The 20,657-nt window shown below is 61.8% G+C and carries 18 protein-coding genes; 11 read left to right on the top strand and 7 right to left on the bottom strand.

What is annotated here, in order from left to right; genetic code table 11:
- The first annotated feature begins 82 nt into the window (after positions 1-82).
- The gene (locus P7C00_RS05760; RefSeq protein WP_346633529.1) at positions 83-712 is read left to right on the top strand and encodes a transcriptional regulator; all 630 of its coding nucleotides are present in this window, start codon (positions 83-85) and stop codon (positions 710-712) included.
- Positions 713-806: 94 nt separating this feature from the next.
- Here P7C00_RS05760 and P7C00_RS05755 read toward each other — a convergent pair whose 3' ends face one another.
- The 4 genes from P7C00_RS05755 to moaC all read right to left on the bottom strand — a co-directional run bounded on the left by P7C00_RS05755 (position 807) and on the right by moaC (position 2,974).
- Positions 807-1,583, bottom strand: coding sequence for an ABC transporter substrate-binding protein (locus P7C00_RS05755; RefSeq protein WP_346633530.1), 777 nt, complete (start codon positions 1,581-1,583; stop codon positions 807-809).
- A gap of 218 nt (positions 1,584-1,801) precedes the next feature.
- Complete coding sequence (gene moaE / locus P7C00_RS05750; RefSeq protein ID WP_346633531.1) at positions 1,802-2,254, bottom strand: molybdopterin synthase catalytic subunit MoaE; 453 nt, start codon at positions 2,252-2,254, stop codon at positions 1,802-1,804.
- Position 2,255: 1 nt separating this feature from the next.
- Entirely contained in the window at positions 2,256-2,498 is a 243-nt protein-coding gene (locus P7C00_RS05745; protein WP_346633532.1) for a MoaD/ThiS family protein, read from the bottom strand.
- Complete coding sequence (gene moaC / locus P7C00_RS05740) at positions 2,495-2,974, bottom strand: cyclic pyranopterin monophosphate synthase MoaC (protein ID WP_404938284.1); 480 nt, start codon at positions 2,972-2,974, stop codon at positions 2,495-2,497. The genes P7C00_RS05745 and moaC overlap by 4 nt, the downstream gene beginning before the upstream one ends.
- Before the next feature lie 190 nt (positions 2,975-3,164).
- Between moaC and P7C00_RS05735 the strand changes: the two genes are divergently transcribed.
- A complete protein-coding gene (locus P7C00_RS05735; protein ID WP_404938283.1) occupies positions 3,165-3,611 on the top strand; it encodes a DMT family transporter in 447 nt (148 codons plus the stop codon).
- A 9-nt stretch (positions 3,612-3,620) separates the two neighbouring features.
- On the opposite strand, the gene P7C00_RS05730 is transcribed toward P7C00_RS05735, so the two are convergent.
- The 3 genes from P7C00_RS05730 to P7C00_RS05720 all read right to left on the bottom strand — a co-directional run bounded on the left by P7C00_RS05730 (position 3,621) and on the right by P7C00_RS05720 (position 7,519).
- Entirely contained in the window at positions 3,621-4,538 is a 918-nt protein-coding gene (locus tag P7C00_RS05730) for a LysR family transcriptional regulator (protein ID WP_404938282.1), read from the bottom strand.
- 115 nt (positions 4,539-4,653) lie between these two features.
- On the bottom strand, positions 4,654-6,048 hold the full coding sequence (locus P7C00_RS05725) for a PhoH family protein (protein ID WP_060837639.1): 1,395 nt from the start codon (positions 6,046-6,048) through the stop codon (positions 4,654-4,656).
- A 346-nt stretch (positions 6,049-6,394) separates the two neighbouring features.
- Positions 6,395-7,519 (bottom strand): polysaccharide deacetylase family protein, encoded by a 1,125-nt coding sequence (locus P7C00_RS05720; protein WP_404938281.1) that lies wholly within the window; start codon positions 7,517-7,519, stop codon positions 6,395-6,397.
- A gap of 210 nt (positions 7,520-7,729) precedes the next feature.
- Here P7C00_RS05720 and yaaA point away from each other — a divergent pair, with 210 nt between their 5' ends.
- From yaaA to P7C00_RS05675, 9 genes are all read left to right on the top strand, one after another.
- Positions 7,730-8,509: a peroxide stress protein YaaA gene (yaaA, locus tag P7C00_RS05715; RefSeq protein WP_346633537.1), complete on the top strand. Its 780-nt coding sequence runs from the start codon at positions 7,730-7,732 to the stop codon at positions 8,507-8,509.
- Positions 8,510-9,322: 813 nt separating this feature from the next.
- The gene (locus P7C00_RS05710) at positions 9,323-10,639 is read left to right on the top strand and encodes a nucleotide sugar dehydrogenase (RefSeq protein WP_404938280.1); all 1,317 of its coding nucleotides are present in this window, start codon (positions 9,323-9,325) and stop codon (positions 10,637-10,639) included.
- 142 nt (positions 10,640-10,781) lie between these two features.
- Positions 10,782-12,263, top strand: a complete 1,482-nt coding sequence (gene alg8 / locus P7C00_RS05705; RefSeq protein WP_404938279.1) for a mannuronan synthase — start codon at positions 10,782-10,784, stop codon at positions 12,261-12,263.
- 35 nt (positions 12,264-12,298) lie between these two features.
- Entirely contained in the window at positions 12,299-13,468 is a 1,170-nt protein-coding gene (locus tag P7C00_RS05700; protein WP_346633539.1) for an alginate biosynthesis protein Alg44, read from the top strand.
- Positions 13,469-13,477: 9 nt separating this feature from the next.
- A complete protein-coding gene (gene algK, locus P7C00_RS05695) occupies positions 13,478-14,920 on the top strand; it encodes an alginate biosynthesis TPR repeat lipoprotein AlgK (RefSeq protein ID WP_404938278.1) in 1,443 nt (480 codons plus the stop codon).
- Positions 14,917-16,434, top strand: coding sequence for an alginate export family protein (locus P7C00_RS05690; RefSeq protein WP_404938277.1), 1,518 nt, complete (start codon positions 14,917-14,919; stop codon positions 16,432-16,434). Before algK ends, P7C00_RS05690 begins: the two co-directional genes overlap by 4 nt.
- A gap of 26 nt (positions 16,435-16,460) precedes the next feature.
- A complete protein-coding gene (gene algG, locus P7C00_RS05685) occupies positions 16,461-18,050 on the top strand; it encodes a mannuronan 5-epimerase AlgG (protein ID WP_404938276.1) in 1,590 nt (529 codons plus the stop codon).
- An 11-nt stretch (positions 18,051-18,061) separates the two neighbouring features.
- Positions 18,062-19,510, top strand: a complete 1,449-nt coding sequence (locus P7C00_RS05680) for an alginate O-acetyltransferase (RefSeq protein WP_404938275.1) — start codon at positions 18,062-18,064, stop codon at positions 19,508-19,510.
- An 8-nt stretch (positions 19,511-19,518) separates the two neighbouring features.
- Entirely contained in the window at positions 19,519-20,634 is a 1,116-nt protein-coding gene (locus P7C00_RS05675) for a mannuronate-specific alginate lyase (RefSeq protein ID WP_404938274.1), read from the top strand.
- Positions 20,635-20,657 lie beyond the last annotated feature (23 nt).

The following is a 20,657-nucleotide window of genomic DNA, read 5'->3' as shown; positions in this document are numbered from 1 at the left end:
TCGGGGTGACGCGCCCGAACGATTGCGGCACACTCCCAGCGCCCGCTAGCGGCGGGCGCTGAAGCCGCCTGGAGTACGACCCATGACCTCACCCGCAAAGGACCCTGCCCTGGACAATTTCCGGGCGATTGCCGACGCCATTGCCACGCTGTTCTTCCCCCATGCCGAGGTGGTGCTCCACGACCTGCGCACGCAGAAAATCGACTACATCGCCAATAACCTGTCCAAGCGTGAAGTGGGCGACGATGCGGCCCTGGAAGACCTGCTCAGTGGCGACAGCAGCGAACGCAACATCGGCCCCTATGAAAAGCTCAACTGGGACGGCCAGAAGATCCGCAGCCTCAGCAGCGTGCTGCGCGACAGCCACGGTCAGCCAATGGCCGTGCTGTGCATCAACCTGAATATCTCGCTGTTCGAAAATGCCAAGGCCGCGCTGGACCTGTTTCTCTCACCCAGCAAACTGATTCCCCAGCCCGACTCGCTGTTTCGTGATGACTGGCAAGAGCGCATCAACACCTTCCTGCACAACTGGCTGCGCGAGCGCCAGCTGGGGCTGAACCTGCTGACCCGCGATCACAAGCGCGAACTGGTACTGGCCCTGCACGCCGAAGGTGCCTTCAAGGGCAAGAGCGCCTCCAACTATGTGGCCAACGTGCTGAACATGGGCCGGGCGACGGTGTACAAGCACCTGAAGGAATTGAAGGGACAATAAAGGTTCGCGAGCGAGCTCGCTCCTACACGCAATTGCACAACACCTGTAGGAGCGAGCTTGCTCGCGAAGGCGTCCTCAAGAACGCCGCAATCTCTCAATCCCCATAAATATCCGACTTGAAGTACTTGGCCTGGATCTTCTGGTATTCACCATTGGCGCGAATATCATCGATGGCCTTGTTCAACTCGCCCACCAGTTCACCGTTGCCCTTGCGCACAGCAATTCCGGCGCCCTCGCCGACGTATTTCGGATCTTTCAACTCAGGACCGACAAAGGCGTAGTCGGCGCCCCGTGGCATCGACAGGAAATCATCCAGAGGAATGGTGTCGGCGAAGATCGCGTCCAGGCGCCCGGCCGCCAGGTCCATGTAGATCTCTTCGTTGTTGCTGTAGCGCACCACCTTGATGCCCTTGGGCTCGAAGACTTCGGTAGCGAAGCGATCGGTGGTGGTGGAACGCTGCACACCCACGGTCTTGCCCTTGAGACTGGCGTACTGGTCGTCCACCACCGCGCCCTTCTTCATCACCAGGCGCGATGAAGTGAAATAGTACTTGTGGGTGAAATCCACCGATTTACGCCGTTCCGCGGTAATGGTCATGGAGGACAGCGCGGCATCGATCTTCTTCACCTTCAGCGAGGGAATCAGGCCGTCGAACTCACCCTCGATCCACTCGCACTTGACCTGCATCTGCGCGCACAGGGCGTTGCCGATGTCGTAGTCGAAACCACCGATCTTGCCGTCGGCAGTCTTGAAGGCGAACGGCGGATACGCCGCCTCGATGCCCAGGCGCAGGGTTTTCTCGGCGGCCATCAGGCTGCTGCACGCCAACAGGCTCAAGACCAGGCCACTGATGAGGGGGAGTTTTTTCATGTTCGTTCTCTCGCGGGTTGTTGTTGGTTTGGCAAGACAGAAGGAAGAGGTAAAACGGTAAAGACTCAACTTGTACTTGTTAATCCATACTGGACTTTTACGTACACATCGTCAACGACGCGCGCAGCGACTTATCCCCAGCGGTTAGCGGGAACAGTCGCAGTCGATTGAAGGTTGAATGGCGGCCTGCTCAGGCCCCACCAGCGAGGATCAGGGGATCATTCTTTCCAGCGATCGGCCGCAGCGTGATCACTGTCGCGGCCTTCCACCCAACGGGGGCCGTCGGCGGTGTTTTCCTTTTTCCAGAACGGTGCACGGGTCTTGAGGTAGTCCATGACAAAGGCACAGGCATCAAAAGCCGCCTGGCGATGGGCACTGGCCGCGCCGACGAAGACGATGGGCTCGCCCGGCTCCAGGGCACCGATGCGGTGCAGCACCTCCAACTGCAACAGCGGCCAGCGCTGCTGAGCTTCGGCGGCGATCTTGGCCAGGGCCTTTTCGGTCATGCCCGGATAATGCTCGAGGAACATGCCGTGGACATCCTGGCCGTCATTGAAGTCGCGCACGTAACCGACAAAGCTCACCACTGCGCCAACCCCGGTATCGGCGGCGTGCATGGCGTTGACTTCAGCTCCCGGATCGAAGGCCGCGGATTGCACTCGGATCGCCATCTCAGCCTCCGGTCACAGTGGGAAAGAACGCCACTTCATCACCGTCCGCCAAGGGCTCGTCCAGCGAGCACAGGTCCTCATTGCGGGCGCACATCAGATTCTGTTCGGCGAGCACGGCGGCCCCGTCACGGGACAACAGCGCCTGGCGCACATCGTCGACACAGGCGAACGACCCTTCAATCTCCAGGGCGTCGAGCCCCAGTGCCTCACGGTAACGGGCGAAAAACCTGACCTGGATCTTCATGCGTCAGCCGCCCGCGCCCGGTATTGACCGCTCTTGCCGCCGGTTTTCTCCAGTACCCGCACGCCTTCGATGGTCATGCCGCGGTCCACGGCCTTGCACATGTCATAGATCGTCAGCGCGGCGACGCTGGCGGCGGTCAACGCCTCCATCTCCACCCCGGTCTGCCCCGACAGTTTGCAACGCGCCACGATGCGCACGCTGTCCTCGCCTTCGGCACTGAGCTCGACCTTGACGCTGGTGAGCATCAACGGATGGCAGAGGGGAATCAGGTCGCTGGTTTTCTTCGCCGCCTGGATTCCGGCGATGCGCGCCACGGCGAACACATCGCCCTTGGGGTGACCGCCACTGACGATCATTTGCAGGGTTTGCGGGAGCATGCGCACCCGGGCTTCGGCCACTGCCTCGCGGAAGGTCACGGCCTTATCGGTGACGTCGACCATATTGGCGCGACCTTGGGAATCGAGATGAGTCAGCACGGTGTTACTCCTGATCAGGTGGGCCGATTGTAAACCTGCAGGCCAGTTTTTCGCACGGGGCATCTGCCCGGCGCCCGGCAGCGCCAACCGGCAATCAGCCTGGCGAATAACCCGCATCAAAACAACGAATTGGAGCCCGACTGCGGATCAACGTACAACAGCGCAAAAAACCGCAAAAGGAAGTCGCTTCATGGCCTTGTTCGTTTCGATCCTGCTCAGCCTGCTCGCCGGTTTCGCCGTGCCCCTCCAGGCCGGGACCAACGCCCGCCTGGGCACCCTGCTGGGGCATCCATTGTGGGCCACCGGCGTTTCCTTGCTGGTCAGCCTGCTGGTGCTGGGTGGCCTGCTGCTGTTCATCAAAGTGCCCAAGCCCAATCTCATGGCCGCGCTGCAAGGCCCCTGGTGGATCTGGATGGGCGGCATGGCCGGAGTGCTCTACATCACCGTGGCACTGCTGATGGCGCCACGCCTGGGGGCGCTGAACTTCATCATGGCGGTGATCATCGGCCAGTTGCTGATCTCGCTGATCATCGACTACTTCGGGCTGGTGGGCCTGCCACGCAAAGACATCAGCCTGCAGAAACTCATTGGCGTGCTGGTGGTGATCGGCGGTTTCGTCATCACCACCCGCGGCTGAGGCGTCATTTCAGGCCTTGGCCTGGCTGGCCAGCTTGACCTGTTCACGCAACCAGCGATGGGCCGGGTCATCGTTGAAACGCGAATGCCAGATCTGCACGAATTTGAAGGGCGCAATGTTCAAGGGCGGGGGCAGCCGCAGCAGCCCTTCCTGCAGCGGGATCTCGTCCAGGGTGCGGCTGGCCACGGTCAGAATCAGGTCGGTGCCACGGATCATCCCCGGCGCGATGCCCCAGTGGGGCACGCTGACCGCGATCTGCCGCTGCAGTCCCTCATCCCCCAGGCGGTGATCGACTTCGCCATTGAAACAGCCGTCCATCGACACCTGCAGATGGGGACGCTGCAGATAAGCCGTCAGGTCCAGGCCGCCGTCACCATCGAGGGTGGCGCGGTCCACCAGGCAGGAAAAGGTTTCCTCGAACAACACCTCCTTGACGATCTCATCCGAAGGGCTGGGAAACACCCCCAGGGCCAGGTCGATCTTGCCCAGGGCGATCTGCTCGAACATCTCGTGGCGGCTGCCCTGGGTCACCACCAGGCGCATCAAGGGCGCCTCGCCACGCAGGCGCACCAGCAACCTGGGGAGTACGATCGCCGCACCGTAATCCGACATCGCCAGGTGAAAGATCCGCTGGGAACTGGCCGGATCAAAGTCGAGGGACTTGCCGAACAGGGTTTCGATCTGACTGAGGATGTCCTTGAGGGGCGCTTGCAGGCTGCGGGCCAGCGGGCTGAGCAGCACATCGTTGCCCTGGCGGATCAGCAACGGGTCATCCAGTAGCACCCGCAGCTTGCCCAGGGAATGACTGATCGCCGGCTGGCTCAGGTGCAGGCGCTCGCCGGTGCGGGTCACGTGCTTTTCCGTCAGCAAGGCATCGAGCACCACCAACAGATTCAGATCGATATTGCGCAGGGAAACGCGGGTCATCCGGTGTTTTCCAACTGGGAAGCGCTCGGCGGCGGGGAGCCGCAGAATAACCCAGTGCCCCAGGCCGAATGCAAAACGGGCGACCCGAAGGTCGCCCGTGCTGGAAGGATTGAAGTTACAGGTGGCTTTCCGCGTACTCCGCCAGGATCGAGCGCGGCACCCCTTGCAGGGTGATGTGCACGCCATTGGGGAAGTCCTTGAAGCGTTCGGTGAGGTAGGTCAGCCCCGAGCTGGTGGCCGACAGGTAAGGGGTGTCGATCTGTGCCAGGTTGCCCAGGCACACCACTTTGGAACCGGCGCCGGCACGGGTGATGATGGTTTTCATCTGGTGCGGGGTCAGGTTCTGGCATTCGTCGATCAGGATCAGGCTCTGCTGGAAGCTGCGACCGCGGATGTAGTTCAGGGATTTGAACTGCAACGGCACCTTGCTGAGGATGTAATCGACGCTGCCATGGGTGTTCTCGTCATCCATATGCAAGGCTTCGAGGTTGTCGGTAATGGCACCCAGCCAGGGTTCCATTTTCTCCGCCTCGGTGCCCGGCAGGAAGCCGATCTCCTGGTCCAGCCCCTGCACGCTGCGGGTGGCGATGATGCGCCGGTAGCGCTTGCTGACCATGGTCTGCTCGATGGCAGCGGCCAGGGCCAGGATGGTCTTGCCGGAACCGGCGGCGCCGGACAGGTTGACCAGGTGGATGTCCGGGTCGAGCAACGCGTACAGCGCCAGGCCCTGATAGATGTCGCGCGGTTTCAGGCCCCAGGCTTCCTGGTGCAACAGGGGTTCCTGATGCAGATCGAGGATCAGCAGCACATCGGCGCGGATCTCCTTGATCCAGCCGACAAAGCCCTGTTCGTCGATGATGAATTCATTGATATGCACCGCCGGCAGGTTGTCGATCAACTGCACCTGGTGCCAGGTGCGGCCGTGGTCCTGACGGGTTTCCACCTTGCTCACGCGGTCCCAGAACGAGCCGCTCATGTTGTGGAAACCATTGGGCAGCAGGGACACGTCGTCCACCAGCTGGTCGGTGCTGTAGTCCTCGGCGGCGATCCCGCAGGCCCGCGCCTTGAGGCGCATATTGATGTCTTTGGTCACCAGCACCACGGGCAAGTCCTTGTTGCGCGCGTGCAGGTCGATCAACTGGTTGATGATGATGTTGTCGTTGAGGTTTTCCGGCAACAGGCTGTTGGGCTCGTTGCGCTTGCTCATCAGAATCGACAGCAAGCCCTTGGGCCCGCTCTTGCCGCGCTGGATCGGAACCCCCAGCTCGACGTCCTCGGGGGAAGCCTCGCCCAGGGTCTTGTCGATCAGACGGATCGCCTGACGGCATTCGGCGGCAACGCTGTGGTGCCCGCTCTTGAGCTTGTCCAGCTCTTCGAGGACGGTCATGGGGATGGCGACGTGGTGTTCTTCGAAATTCAGTAAGGCGTTGGGATCGTGAATCAATACATTGGTATCGAGTACATAAAGGATTGGCTGGTTGGAAGAAGAGCTACGTCCGTGGTCATCCATACTCGGTCACCTTATGTGGGAGCCAGTCGACGCAATACCATGGGGTATCGCGCCTCGAATGACCACCGAATTCACCCGCAGGGGTTCAGGTGAGCTGCACACACAAGGAGTCTTGGGAGACGCCACCTGTGTCGCAGGTTTCGGCGGTCTAAGTTCGTAATACTCCAAAAACCGTGACAGGAAAACGCACTTTGACGCTTTTTTGATGTTTATTTTTCAGGGTGACGAAAAGCCCTTGGCGCGTTGCCCCAGCACCGTTAAAGTCGAAAGTCCGCCTGCCTCGAAATCCCGCTGAAATCCGCCCCCTTTAGCGCCCATACCCCGTGTTTCCGGGCACTTGGCCGTTTCAGCGAAACGCGTCCTGACAATCCTCCCAACCGATGCCGCTTTGCGCAGTCTGCGCCAGCAACCAGGGCAAGCTGCTCTTGACCCCATCCTGTTTGGCATTGAAGGCAATCACCCCGCGTCGCCATAGCAACATCAAGGTCAGTACCCGTTGACCACTGTCCTCGGCCTTGAGCTTGCCGGCGCCATCCTGGGCGTCGATGTCCCACAACGCCACCTGCATGCCCTGGGCATTGAAGAAGTCCTGGGCATCGGCACGACGCTGGCCAAAGGGCGGGCGGAACAAGGGCACGTAGTTCTCCGGCAGCTTGCTCTTCACCAGATCGGCGCTGCGCTGGATCGAGTACTGCCAGTCCTGCCAGTGACTGTGGGAGCGGAACTCCCAGCCTTGCACGCCAACGCACTGCCTGGAGTACAGGGATTGCAGGCTGGCCACCGACGCCTTGTCGAGGCGGTTCTGGATGTCGTTGCCCAGGACAAAGAACGTACCGCTGAGATTGGCCTTGCGCAGGTAACTGGTCAGCCAGGGCGTGTTGTCCGGCGCCAGGTTGGCGGCGCTGTCGAAGGTCAGCAGAAACAGCCGGTCGTTGAGTTCGTCGCCGTTGCGTTCGTAGTCGCCGTAGCGCAGCACCTCGCTGCTGGTCTGAGGGGCCAGCGCCGCCTTGCGCAGCAATTCGTCCAGGTACTGCTCATGGAAAGTCCGGCTCGGCTCGCCCCAACGGGCGTAGTAGGAATCCTCCGCCAGGTGGAACTTGCCGGCCTGCTTGCGCAGTTGCTGCATGTTTTCCACCAGATAGCAGAACGAAGCGTCCTGGTCGCAGCTCTGCTGGGCGAAGTTGTAGTTGTCCAGCAGGCGCTTCCAGAGATGCTCGCGCAGCTCAAAGATCGCCTCCATGTTGATCATGCGCAAGCCCAGGCGCTGCTTCAGGGAAGCCTCGTCCCAGGCCTCGCTGATCAGCAAGGTGCGGGCAAAGGTCAGGATCTCGGCCCGCGAGGCGACGTCGAACAGGGTCGGATTGTCGAGCTTTTCCGGCCAGGTGCTGCGATCCAGGGTCGCCACATCATTGGGCGCCGCCAGCACACTGAAACTCAGAAGCCAGGCCGAGAAGAAAAACGCGATACGCAAAGGGATGCCTCCAGAACAAAACCCGCGCGGCACTATAGCCGATCTGCGCCAGGAATCAGGGCCCCTTCGCTGGCAAGCCAGCTCCTGCAGGGCCGTGTAGCAGCCGGTTTGCCGGCGAACCGCGATCAGCGGTCATGGCTATCGCCATCATAGGTGGAGTCCGAACGCCCGAGCCCCTAGAATCCCCCGACGCCAAAAGGAGACGACCCCATGCTGATGGTGATTTCACCCGCCAAGACCCTCGATTACGAAACACCGCCGGTTACCCAGCGCTTCACCCAGCCGCAATACCTCGACCACTCCCAGGAACTGATTCAGCAACTGCGGGAACTGACCCCGGCACAGATCAGCGAGCTGATGCACGTATCCGACAAGATCGGCGGGCTCAACGCCGCGCGTTTCGGCAGCTGGACCCCGGCCTTCACTCCGGACAACGCCAAGCAGGCGCTGCTGGCCTTCAAGGGCGACGTCTATACCGGGCTCAACGCCGAATCCTTGAGCGAAGCGGACTTCGATTACGCCCAGCAACACCTGCGCATGCTCTCCGGCCTCTACGGCCTGCTGCGCCCCCTGGACCTGATGCAGCCCTATCGCCTGGAAATGGGCACCAAGCTGGCCAACGCCCGGGGCAAGGACCTGTATGCCTTCTGGGGCACCCGCATCAGTGAATGGCTGAACGAAGCCCTGGCCGATCAGGGCGACGACCTGTTGCTCAACCTGGCCTCCAACGAGTACTTCTCGGCAGTCAAACGCACAGCCCTGAACGCGCGGATCATCAATACCGAGTTCAAGGACCTGAAGAACGGCCAGTACAAGATCATCAGCTTCTATGCCAAGAAGGCCCGGGGCTTGATGAGCCGTTTCGTCATCCAGGAACGCATCAACGATCCAGCGCAACTCAAGCAATTCGACGTCCAGGGCTACCGCTTCAGTGCGGAACAATCCAAAGCCGACAACCTGGTGTTCCTGCGCGACCACGCACCGGAATAAAGCGTTCCCCTGCCGCGCTCGTTTCCACCCGGCGAGCGCGCCAGAATGTGATCACCCGCACATTCCCCGCCTTTATAAAGCCATTTTTTTGGCGCCATGAAACTTTCATCTATTTCTATAACTTTTCTTTCACTCGACAGCGCTGATTTTTTTCAGTAGTGGCACCACTTTTTTTATTCAGTAGTGGCACAAAAGTACCCCCTCGCTTCAACTCCCCATAACTAAAGGCTCAAACCTTAAGTGCTATCAGTTTGAGAGCAGTGCCATCTTTCTCAATATTTCAAGAAATTTCTAAAAACAGGATGAGTGGGCAGGAACTATGCCTTCAGACACCGCTCATACCACCGGTAACGATTCTCAACGAGGTTGTAAGAGATGACTTACACGGGCTCAGTAAAACCAATCAAGTTCCGACACTGGTTTGACCAATGAGTCACAAACTTGAACTAACGGGTAAACAACAGGAGATAAGGCACCTCAACTATCCCCTAACGAGCCAAGGAACAGCTGGCCTTCAAGGACCGCAGAAATCAACTGGAAAGCCCTGAATACATGGCCTCCAGCCATTCGAAGGACATCGAGTGGTTTTTCTCGGGAAACCTGTAGCAGGAGCCGCCGGCAACATTCAAGGGCAAGTCAAAACAACAAGGATCGGTTGCGCACAACTTGAGTGCATTTATTTAGTCACTCGGAACTTAGTCTGCCTGCACACGGCACTACAACGTACTTCGTTGTACTTCCGAGTGCGCAACAACAGCTGGCAAACATTAACTCCGGCCATTTAATGGCGTGAATAACACAGAGGTAAATGCGATGCGCATCAGCATATTTGGTTTGGGTTACGTCGGTGCAGTCTGTGCCGGTTGCCTGTCCGCACGGGGCCATGAAGTGGTTGGCGTAGATATCTCCAAAGACAAGATCGACCTGATCAACGCCGGCAAATCGCCCATCGTCGAACCGGGTCTGGGTGAACTTCTGGCGCAAGGAATCCAGACCGCTCGTCTGCGCGGCACCACCAACTTCGCCGAAGCCATTCGCGATACCGACTTGTCGATGATCTGCGTCGGCACCCCGAGCAAGAAGAACGGCGACCTGGAACTGGACTACATCGAATCGGTGTGCCGCGAGATCGGTTTCGTCCTGCGCGACAAGGCCACCCGCCACACCATCGTGGTACGCAGCACGGTGCTGCCGGGCACAGTGAAGAACGTGGTGATCCCGATTCTCGAAGACTGCTCGGGCAAGAAGGCCGGGGTGGATTTCGGCGTGGCGGTGAACCCCGAGTTCCTGCGCGAAAGCACCGCGATCAAAGACTACGACTTCCCGCCCATGACCGTGATCGGCCAGTTCGACCAGGCCTCCGGTGACGTGCTGCAAGCGCTGTACGAAGAACTCGACGCGCCGATCATCCGCAAGGACATCGAAGTCGCCGAGATGATCAAGTACACCTGCAACGTCTGGCACGCCACCAAGGTCACCTTCGCCAACGAGATCGGCAACATTGCCAAGGCGGTGGGTGTCGACGGCCGTGAAGTGATGGACGTGGTCTGCCAGGACAAGACCCTCAACCTGTCCCAGTACTACATGCGCCCCGGCTTCGCCTTCGGCGGCTCGTGCCTGCCCAAGGACGTGCGCGCCCTGACCTACCGCGCCAGCTCCCTGGACATCGAGGCGCCGCTGCTCAACTCGCTGATGCGCAGTAACGAGTCCCAGGTGCAGAACGCCTTCGACATCGTTTCCAGCCACGACAAGCGCAAGGTCGCCCTGCTCGGCCTGAGCTTCAAGGCCGGCACCGACGACCTGCGCGAGAGTCCGCTGGTGGAGCTGGCGGAAATGCTCATCGGCAAGGGCTTCGACCTGAGCATCTACGACAGCAACGTCGAATACGCCCGGGTCCATGGTGCCAACAAGGACTACATCGAGTCGAAGATCCCCCACGTCTCGTCCCTGCTCAACTCGGACTTCGACGCGGTGATCGGCAACTCCGACGTGATCATCCTCGGCAACCGCGACGAGAAGTTCCGCGCCCTGGCCGAAGACGTGCCCCACGGCAAGCAGGTCATCGACCTGGTGGGCTTCATGTCCAAGGCCACCTGCGCCAAAGGCCGTACCGAAGGGATCTGCTGGTAAGGCTTCGCCGGCCAGCCGGCTCCTACCCCATCCCCGTAGGAGCTGGCTTGCCAGCGATCTGGCCCTCCCAAATCTCCATGCCTGCCTTAACCCCCCTCGGGCCACCCCACAGGCTCGCCCGAGACCTTGATGGACGCAGATTATGCACAGGCTAAAGCACGGCCTGCTTCAGGCCGCCGGTTGGCTGTTTTACTTGAGTTTGCTGATGGGCATGGCCTTGTTGCTGCCCACATCGACCTTCGACTCGCAGTCCAAGGACTTCATTTTCCTGATTGGCGCCGTGGGCATCTGGCGCTACTCCATGGGTGCCACGCACTTCGTGCGCGGCATGCTGTTTCTCTACGTGGTCTACCCGCACCTGCGGCGCAAGGTGCGCAAGCTCGGCAGCGCGGCGGACCCGTCCCACGTGTTCCTGATGGTCACCAGCTTTCGCATCGATGCGCTGACCACCGCCCAGGTCTACGGTTCGGTGATCCGCGAAGCCATCGACTGCGGCTTCCCCACCACCGTGGTCTGCTCGATCGTGGAGATGTCCGACGAGCTGCTGGTGAAAAGCCTGTGGGCGCGGATGAACCCGCCGGAGCGGGTCAAGCTGGACTTCGTGCGCATCCCCGGCACCGGCAAGCGCGACGGCCTGGCCTTCGGTTTTCGCGCCATCTCCCGCCACCTGCCGGACAACCGCGCCGTAGTGGCGGTGATCGACGGCGACACCGTGCTCGGCGAAGGCGTCGTGCGCAAGACCGTGCCCTGGTTCCAGCTGTTCGACAACGTCGGCGGCCTGACCACCAACGAATTCTGCGAAGTGCGCGGCGGCTACATCATGAGCGAGTGGCACAAGCTGCGCTTCGCCCAGCGCCACATCAACATGTGCTCCATGGCCCTGTCCAAGCGCGTGCTGACCATGACCGGACGCATGTCGGTGTTCCGCGCCACCGTGGTCACCGACCCGGACTTCATCGCCGACGTGGAAAGCGACTCCCTGCAACACTGGCGCCTGGGCCGCTTCAAGTTCCTCACCGGCGACGACAAGTCCAGCTGGTTCAGCCTGATGCGCCTGGGCTACGACACCTTCTACGTGCCCGACGCTGCGATCAACACCGTGGAGCACCCGCCGGAAAAGAGCTTCATCAAGGCCAGCCGCAAGCTGATGTTCCGCTGGTACGGCAACAACCTGCGGCAGAACGCCCGGGCTCTGGGCCTGGGCATGAAACGCCTGGGGCTGTTCACCAGCGTGGTGCTGTTCGACCAGCGCGTGTCCATGTGGACCTCACTGCTGGGCCTGACCGTGGCCATCATCGCCAGCTTCAAGTACGGCACCGCCTTCATCCTCGCGTACCTGCTGTGGATCGGTATCACCCGCTTGATCCTGACCCTGTTGCTGTCCTGCTCGGGGCACCGGATCGGCCCGGCCTATCCGCTGATTCTCTATTACAACCAGATCGTCGGCGCCCTGGTGAAGATCTATGTGTTCTTCCGCCTCGACCAGCAATCCTGGACCCGCCAGGACACCAAACTGACCCGTGATCTCGCCAGCTTTCAACGTTGGTTCAACACCTGGTCGTCTCGAACCATGACCTTCTCGGCCGGCAGCGTATTCGTCGCCGTGCTGCTGCTGATGGTCTGACCCGACTTGCCTGAATTAACTAGGAAATCGACTCTATGAACACCGCCGTGAACGTCAACGTAGTGCATGAATCCGAAGCCCAACGCCAGCACGCCCGGGTCAAGATCCCGGCCAAGCTGCGCTTCTTCGGGAACGAGGCCAAACCCCTTGAAGTGCGGGTCCACGACCTCTCTGCCGGTGGCCTGAGCTTCAACGCCGGGCAGCAGATGCTCAAGGTCGGCGAAGTACACAAGGGCCGTCTGCAGTTCGTCATCGACAACCTCGGCCTGGCCATGGACGTTGAACTGCAGATCCGCTCCTTCGATCGTCAGAACGGGCGCGTCGGTTGCCAGTTCCAGAACCTCGAGCCCCAGGACATTTCCACCCTGCGCCACCTGATCACCTCGCACCTGGCCGGCGACATCGTCAGCATGGGCGACGTGCTCGCCACCCTGCAGCGCGACAACTTCACCAAGGCGCGCAAGACCAAGGACAGCGGCAGCGGCATGACCGCCATGGGCCGTCTGCGGGCCGTGACCTTCAGCGCCGGGATCTTCGTGGTGGGCCTGGCGGCGTTCGGTTTCATCCTCAAGTCGGTGTACGGCATGTACTTCGTCAGCCACGCCCAGGCCGGCCTGGTCAGCGTCCCGGGGATGAACGTCACCATGCCGCGCGACGGCACCGTACAAAGCCTGGTGCAGAGCGACGGTATCGCCGCCAAGGGCGCGCCACTGGCCACCTTCAGCACCAGCATGCTCGACGTGCTCAAAGGCCACCTGGATGAAGACCAACTGCAACCGGCCAAGGTCGAGGAGCTGTTCGGCAAGCAAATGACCGGCACCCTGACCTCCCCTTGCGACTGCACCGTGGCCCAGCAAATGGTCGCCGACGGCCAGTACGCCAGCAAAGGCGACGTGATCTTCCAACTGGTCCCGCGGGGCAGCCAGGCCAACGTCGAAGCGCGCTTCTCTTACCGTCAATTCGCTGATGTCCGCCCAGGCACCAAGGTCAACTTCCAGATTGCCGATGAAGACACCGTGCGCCGCGGCACCATCGTCAGCAGCACCAGCCTCAACAGCAACGACCTGTCCTCCGACATCCGCGTGCAGATCAAACCCGACGCGCCCCTGAGCAGCGCCTTCGCCGGTCGCCCGGTGGAAGTCAGCAGCGACCGCGGTCCCTCGATGAACTGGTTGATCGACAAAGCCATGGCCGCCGGTCTCTGAGCGGAGGACATGCCTGTGACTAGTCTTTTCATTGGCGAGTGCTGCGCACTCGATAAGCCTCAAGGCCGCCGCCATCTGGCCCTGTGCGCCCTGGCCCTGGCCGTGAGCCTGGCCGGTTGCGCCGGCCTGCCGGACCAGCGCCTGGCCAACGAAGCCCTGAAGCGCGGCGACACCGCCCTGGCCGAACAGAACTACCGCCAGTTGGCAGACCTGGGCTACAGCGAAGCCCAGGTGGGTCTGGCCGACATCCAGGTGGACAGCCGCGACCCGGCGCAGATCAAGCAGGCCGAGGCCACCTATCGCGCTGCGGCTGATGTGTCGCCCCGGGCCCAGGCGCGCCTTGGCCGCCTGTTGGTGGCCAAGCCCGGCTCCACCGAGGCCGAGCAGCACGAAGCCGAAGGCCTGTTGAAAAAAGCCTTTGCCAACGGTGAAGGCAACACCCTGATTCCCCTGGCGATGCTGTACCTGCAATACCCCCACAGCTTCCCCAACATCAACGCCCAGCAGCAGATCAGCCAATGGCGCAGCGCCGGTTACCCGGAAGCCGGCCTGGCCCAGGTGCTGCTGTACCGCACCCAAGGCAGCTACGACCAGCACCTGGCGGAGGTGGAAACCATCTGCAAGGCCGCACTCAACAGCACCGACATCTGCTACGTGGAACTGGCCACCGTTTATCAAAAACGCGGCCAGCCGGAGCAACAGGCCGAGCTGCTCAAGCAGCTGCAGGCTGGCTACAGCCGTGGCACGGTCAGCGCCCAGCGAGTCGACAGCGTGGCCCGCGTGCTGGGCGATGCCAGCCTCGGCAAGCCGGATGAAAAAACCGCCCAGGCCCTGCTGGAGCAAGTGGCCCCAGGCTACCCGGCGTCCTGGGTCAGCCTGGCCCAACTGCTCTACGACTTCCCCGAACTGGGTGACGTCGACAAGATGATGGAATACCTGGACAACGGCCGCGCCGCCGACCAGCCCCGCGCCGAACTGCTGCTGGGCAAGCTCTACTACGAAGGCAAATGGGTGCCCGCCGACGCCAAGGTGGCCGAGGCGCATTTCCAGAAAGCCGTGGGCCGCGAAGTCGCCGCCGACTACTACCTGGGGCAGATCTACCGCCGTGGCTACCTGGGCCAGGTGTACCCGCAAAAGGCCCTGGACCACCTGCTGACCGCTGCCCGCAATGGCCAGAACAGCGCCGACTTCGCCATTGCCCAGTTGTTTTCCCAGGGCCGCGGCACCGCGCCCAACCCGATCAACGCCTACGTCTTCAGCCAGCTGGCCAAGGTCCAGGACACGCCCCAGGCCAACGAACTGGCGCAACAGCTGGATGAACAACTGCCCCCCGGCCAGCGCGCCGAAGCCCAGCGCCTGCTGCAACAGGAACAGGCGGTGCGTGGCGCCCTGACCCAGAACACGCTGCAACTGCACGCGCTGCAGGAAGAAGACGGCGAGGAATCCCTATGACGCTCAAGTTTCCACTCACCACTGCCGCCCCTGGCCGCTTCAGCCTGTCAAAGCTGGGCCTGAGCCTGGGCTTCGCGCTGATCTGGGCGACCCCGTCGCTGGCAGCCATCACCGACACCAAGAACTTCGGCCTGGAAGTGAAGATCACCGGCCAATCCGAAGATGATCGCGACCTCGGCACCCAGCGCGGCGGCGACGTCAACGGCCTGGGCCTGGACCTGCGGCCTTGGGTCTACGGTGAACGCGGTGCCTGGAGCGCCTACGCCATGGGCCAGGCGGTGACCTCCACCGACATCATCGAAACCGATACCCTGCAGCAGTCGGACGCCGACGGTACCCAGCAGTCGAGCAACGACGACCGCAAGACCAAGAAAAACTACCTGGCCCTGCGTGAGTTCTGGATCGGCTACAGCGGCTTCACGCCCTACCCCGGCGAGCAGTTGAAACTGGGCCGCCAACGCCTGCGCAACGACGACGGCCAGTGGCGCGACACCAACATCGAAGCCCTGAACTGGACCTTCGACACCACCTTGCTGCGGGCCAACGTTGGCGCCGCCGAGCGCTTCAGCGAGTACCGCACCGACCTCAAGGAACTGGCGCCCAAGGATAAAGACCGCCTGCACGTCTACGGCGACGCGGCTTACCAGTGGACCCCAGGCAACTGGGTGGGGATTCGCGGTCATCACACCCACGATGACGGCAAGCTCGACTATCCGGTGCCCGGCGAAGCAGCCGACTCCCTGGACAAGAAAGACAACGGCGACCTCACTTGGCTCGGCCTTACCGCCGACAGCGACGCCTACAACTGGCGCAACACCAACACCGTCAACTACTGGGCCAGCCTGACCGGCATGCGCGGCGACCGCGACACGGTCAACGCACTGGACGCCAATGGCAACCGCCCGGCCCAGGCCAAGCGCGGCGAGAACCTCGACGGCTGGGCCACGGACCTGGGCGTACGCCTGCGCCTGGACCCGAACTGGCAAGTCGGCGCCGCCTATGCCCGCGCCAGCGGCGACTACGAGCAGAACGGCCTGGAAAGCAACCGCTCCAACTACACCGGCACCCGCTCCCGCGTGCACCGTTTCGGCGAAGCCTATCGCGGCGAAATGAACAACATGCAGACCGCCACCCTGTTCGGTTCCTGGATGCTCAACGACGAATACGACGCCAGCCTGATCTACCACAAGTTCTGGCGCGTGGACGGCAAGAAGGCCGTCGGCAGCAACGGCATCAACGCCGTGGACAACGACTATGACGGCGACGGCAACCTGCTCTCCAGCACCTCGCTGCCGCTGCAAGACGGCAAGAAAGACCTGGGGCAGGAAATGGACTTGGTGGTCACCAAGTACTTCAAGCAGGGCCTGTTGCCGGCGGCCCTGAGCCAGTCCATCGATGAGCCGTCGGCCCTGGTGCGTTTTCGTGGCGGTGTGTTCAAGCCCGGCGATGCCTATGGCAAAGACGTCGACTCGTACATGCACCGCGCCTTTATCGACGTGATCTGGCGCTTCTGATGCGAGCCGCGAAGGGAGTGCCCGAAATGAACTGCTACCCCATGAACAGCCCCGCTGCGAAAGGCGCCATCAGCCTGTTGGCCGGCGCCCTGTTGCTGGCCAGCAGCTCGGCGTTCGCCACTGTCGAGCCGGCCAAGGCGCCGATCGTCGCCAAGGAGCTGCAACAGGCCAAGACCTACACTGTCAGCAGCGCGCCCACCGAGCCGTTGAACCTGGCCACGCCGACCCTGCCCGACCTCTCCGGCTACACCGCCGAGGCCGCTGCGGCGAAGATCGTGCGCAGCAAGCCGGGCAAGATCAGCGTGCGCCGGATGATGCAGGAAGACGCCCTGAAGGACTTTATCGGCGGTGACAACAAGATGGCCGAATGGGTGGTGCGCCAACACGGCATTCCCCAGGCGATCTTTATCGACGACGGTTACATCAACCTCAAAGACCTGGCCAAGAAACTGCCCAAGCAGTACATCAGCGAAACCGCGCCGGGTGTATTCCTCGCGCGCTTGCCGATCGTGGTCGGACGCAAGGGCATCCTGGAAATCGACAAACAGACCCAGGAGCTGCGCCTGTCCCAGGAGGGCGGCTCGTTCCTGGTCAACGATGGCCAGCTGTTTGTGCGCGACACCAAGGTCACGGGCTGGCGCGAGAAAGACAACGGCCCGGCGACCTTCCGCTCGCCCAAGGAATTCCGCCCGTTCCTGTTGGCCTGGGGCGGCACCGAGACTTACATCGTCAACAGCCAGATGGCCAGCTTCGGCTACGCCAACTCCAAGTCCTACGGCGTGAGTATTTCCCAGTACACGCCGAACATGGCCAAGGTACTCAAGCGCGATGAACCCACCGGCTGGATCATCGGCTCGGAATTCTCGGACATGTGGTACGGCTTCTACTGCTACGAAACCCGCGACTTCGTGGTCAAGGGCAACACCTACAAAGACAACATCGTCTACGGCATCGACCCCCACGACCGTTCGCACCGGCTGATCATCGCCGACAACACCGTCCACGGGACGAAGAAGAAGCACGGCATCATCATTTCCCGGGAAGTGAACGACAGCTTCATCTTCAACAACCGTAGCTACGACAACAAACTCTCGGGCCTGGTGATCGACCGTAACAGCGTCAACAACCTGATTGCCTACAACGAGATCTACCGCAACCACACCGACGGCATCACCCTCTACGAGAGTGCCGACAACCTGCTGTGGGGCAACAAGGTGATCAGCAACAAACGCCACGGCATCCGCATTCGCAACAGCGTGAATATTCGCCTGTACGAAAACGTCGCCATGGCCAACGGCCTGACCGGCGTCTACGGCCACATCAAGGACCTTTCCGACACCGACCGCGACATCAAGCTCGACCCGTTCGACGCTCAGGTTTCGCTGATCGTGGTCGGCGGCGAACTGGCGGCCAATGGCAGCGGCCCGCTGTCCATCGACTCGCCGTTGAGCGTGGAGCTGTATCGCGTGTCCATGCTCGCGCCGACCAAAAGCAGCGGCATCAGCTTCTCGGGGATCCTTGGCGAGCGCCAGGATGAAATCCTCGACCTGATGGTTCGCCAGCAAAAAGCCGTGCTGATCGACCCCGTCGAACGCCAGACCGAAATGCGCGATTGAGGATGACTGTCATGCCCCCACACCTGATCAAACTGTTGAGCCTGTCGGCGCTGACCGCCGGCATTCTCGCCGCCAGCGCCGGCGCCCGCGCCGATGAGCCCCAGGCGCCGAACTTCACCGCCGAGCCGTGCTGCAACCTGTGCCCGGCCGCCCATGATGCGAAGAACTACACCACCCGCTACCAGCAGAACTTCACCACCCTGGTGCAAGCCCAGGGCGACTGGCTGTTCCGCACCCAGGAAGACCTGCGCACCGAATTCAACACCACACCGGAAGGCTACCGTCGCCTCAAGCAGTTGCACGAAGCTTTCAAGAGCAAGGGCGTGGAGCTGGTGGTGGTCTATCAGCCGACCCGTGGCCTGGTGAACCGCAACAAGCTCAACCCGGCGCAAAAGGCCCGCTTCGACTACGACAAGGCCCTGACCAACTACAAAGCCATGCTCGGGCGCTTCGCCCAAATGGGCTACGTGGTGCCGGACCTGTCGCCGCTGACCAACGAAGAACTGCCGGACACCCTGCCGGCCCACGACTTCTACTTCCGCGGCGACCAGCACTGGACGCCTTACGGCGCCCAACGCACCGCCAGGATCGTCGCCGACAAGGTCAAGCAACTGCCGGCCTTCGCCGACATTCCACGGCGTGAATTCGAGACCCACAAGTCCGGGCGCATGGGCAAGACCGGCACCCTGCACAACATGGCCGGGCAACTGTGCGGCACCAGCTACGCCATCCAGTACATGGACCAGTTCACCACCGAGCCCAAGGGCGAAGCGGCGGACGGCGACCTGTTCGGTGATTCCGGCAACCCGCAAATCACCCTGGTGGGCACCAGCCACAGTGGCAAGAACTACAACTTCGCCGGCTTCCTGGAAGAGTCCATCGGCGCCGACATCCTCAACGTGGCCTTCCCCGGCGGCGGCCTGGAAGGCTCGATGTTGCAGTACCTGGGCAGCGAGGAATTCCAGAAGAGCCCGCCGAAGATCCTGATCTGGGAGTTCTCGCCGCTGTACCGCCTGGATCAGGAAACCATCTACCGACAGATGATGGCCCTGCTGGACAACGGCTGCGAGGGCAAGGATGCGCAGATGACCGGCAGCACCACCCTCAAGCCGGGCAAGAACGAACTGCTGGTCAACAGCAAGAACCTGGACCTGCGCAACAGCGGCCATCAGGTCGACATCCGCTTCGCCGACCCTTCGGTGAAAACCCTGCAAGCCACCCTCTGGTACATGAACGGGCGCCACGAGGACATCAAGATCGAAAAGCCGGAAACATCCGACACCGACGGACGCTTCGCCTTCGAACTGCGCACTGACGAAGACTGGGCCATGCAGAACCTGCTGGCGGTGGAAATCCAGGGCCCGGAAGCGGGCACTGCCGGGCAGAAGGTCGAAGCGAAAATTTGCAAACGCAACGTATTCCCGGGCGCCGAGCAACGCACCGCGCAGATCGGGCAATGAGGTTTCCTATGCAAAGCACATCCTTGAAACACTTGCTGATGCCCAGCCTGCTGGGCCTGGCCATCCTCGCCGGCAGCGCCCAGGCCGCCGCGCCGCTGCGTCCACCCCAGGGCTATTACGCCCCGGTGGACAAGTTCAAGAGCGGTGACGACAGCGAAGGCTGCGACGCCATGCCGGCGCCCTACACCGGCGCCCTGCAATTTCGCAGCAAGTACGAAGGCTCGGACAAGGCCCGGGCAACCCTGAATACCCAGTCCGAACAGGCCTTTCGCGACACCACCGCGGACATCACCAAGATCGAGCGCGGCACCAGCAAAAGGGTCATGCAGTTCATGCGTGACGGCCGCCCGCAACAGCTGGACTGCACCCTGAGCTGGCTCAGTGCCTGGGCCCAGGCCGACGCGCTGATGTCCAAGGACTTCAACCACACCGGCAAGTCCATGCGCAAATGGGCCCTGGGCAGCATGGCTTCGGCCTACCTGCGGCTGAAATTCTCCGACTCCCATCCCCTGGCCACCCATCAGGAACAGGCACAGAAGATTGAGGCCTGGTTCAGCAAGATGGCCGATCAGGTGGTCAGCGACTGGGACAACCTGCCCCTGGACAAGACCAACAACCACTCCTACTGGGCCGCCTGGTCAGTGATGGCGACCTCCATCGCCACCAACCGCCGCGACCTGTTCGACTGGGCCGTAAAGGAATACAAGGTCGGCGCCAACCAGATCGACGCCGACGGCTTTCTGCCCAACGAACTCAAGCGTCAGCAGCGCGCCCTGGCCTACCACAACTACGCCCTGCCGCCGTTGGCGATGATCGCCAGCTTCGCCCAGGTCAATGGCGTGGATCTGCGCCAGGAAAACAACGGCGCCCTCAAGCGCTTGGGTGACCGAGTGCTGGCTGGGGTGAAAGACCCGGACGACTTCGAGAAGAAGAACGGTAAGCAGCAGGACATGAGCGACCTCAAGGTCGACTCGAAATTCGCCTGGCTCGAACCCTTCTGCAGCCTCTACACCTGCGCCCCGGATGTATTGGAGCGCAAACACAAGATGCAGCCGTTCAAGACCTTCCGCCTGGGGGGCGACCTGACCAAGGTCTACGACCCGGCCCACGAAAAAGGCTCCTGATTCGAATCGTTCCCACGCTGCAC

The sequence above is a fragment of the Pseudomonas sp. JDS08PS003 genome, assembly GCF_045013505.1.
Lineage (GTDB): Bacteria > Pseudomonadota > Gammaproteobacteria > Pseudomonadales > Pseudomonadaceae > Aquipseudomonas > Aquipseudomonas protegens_B.
This window is presented reverse-complemented; position numbering and strand designations above follow the sequence as displayed.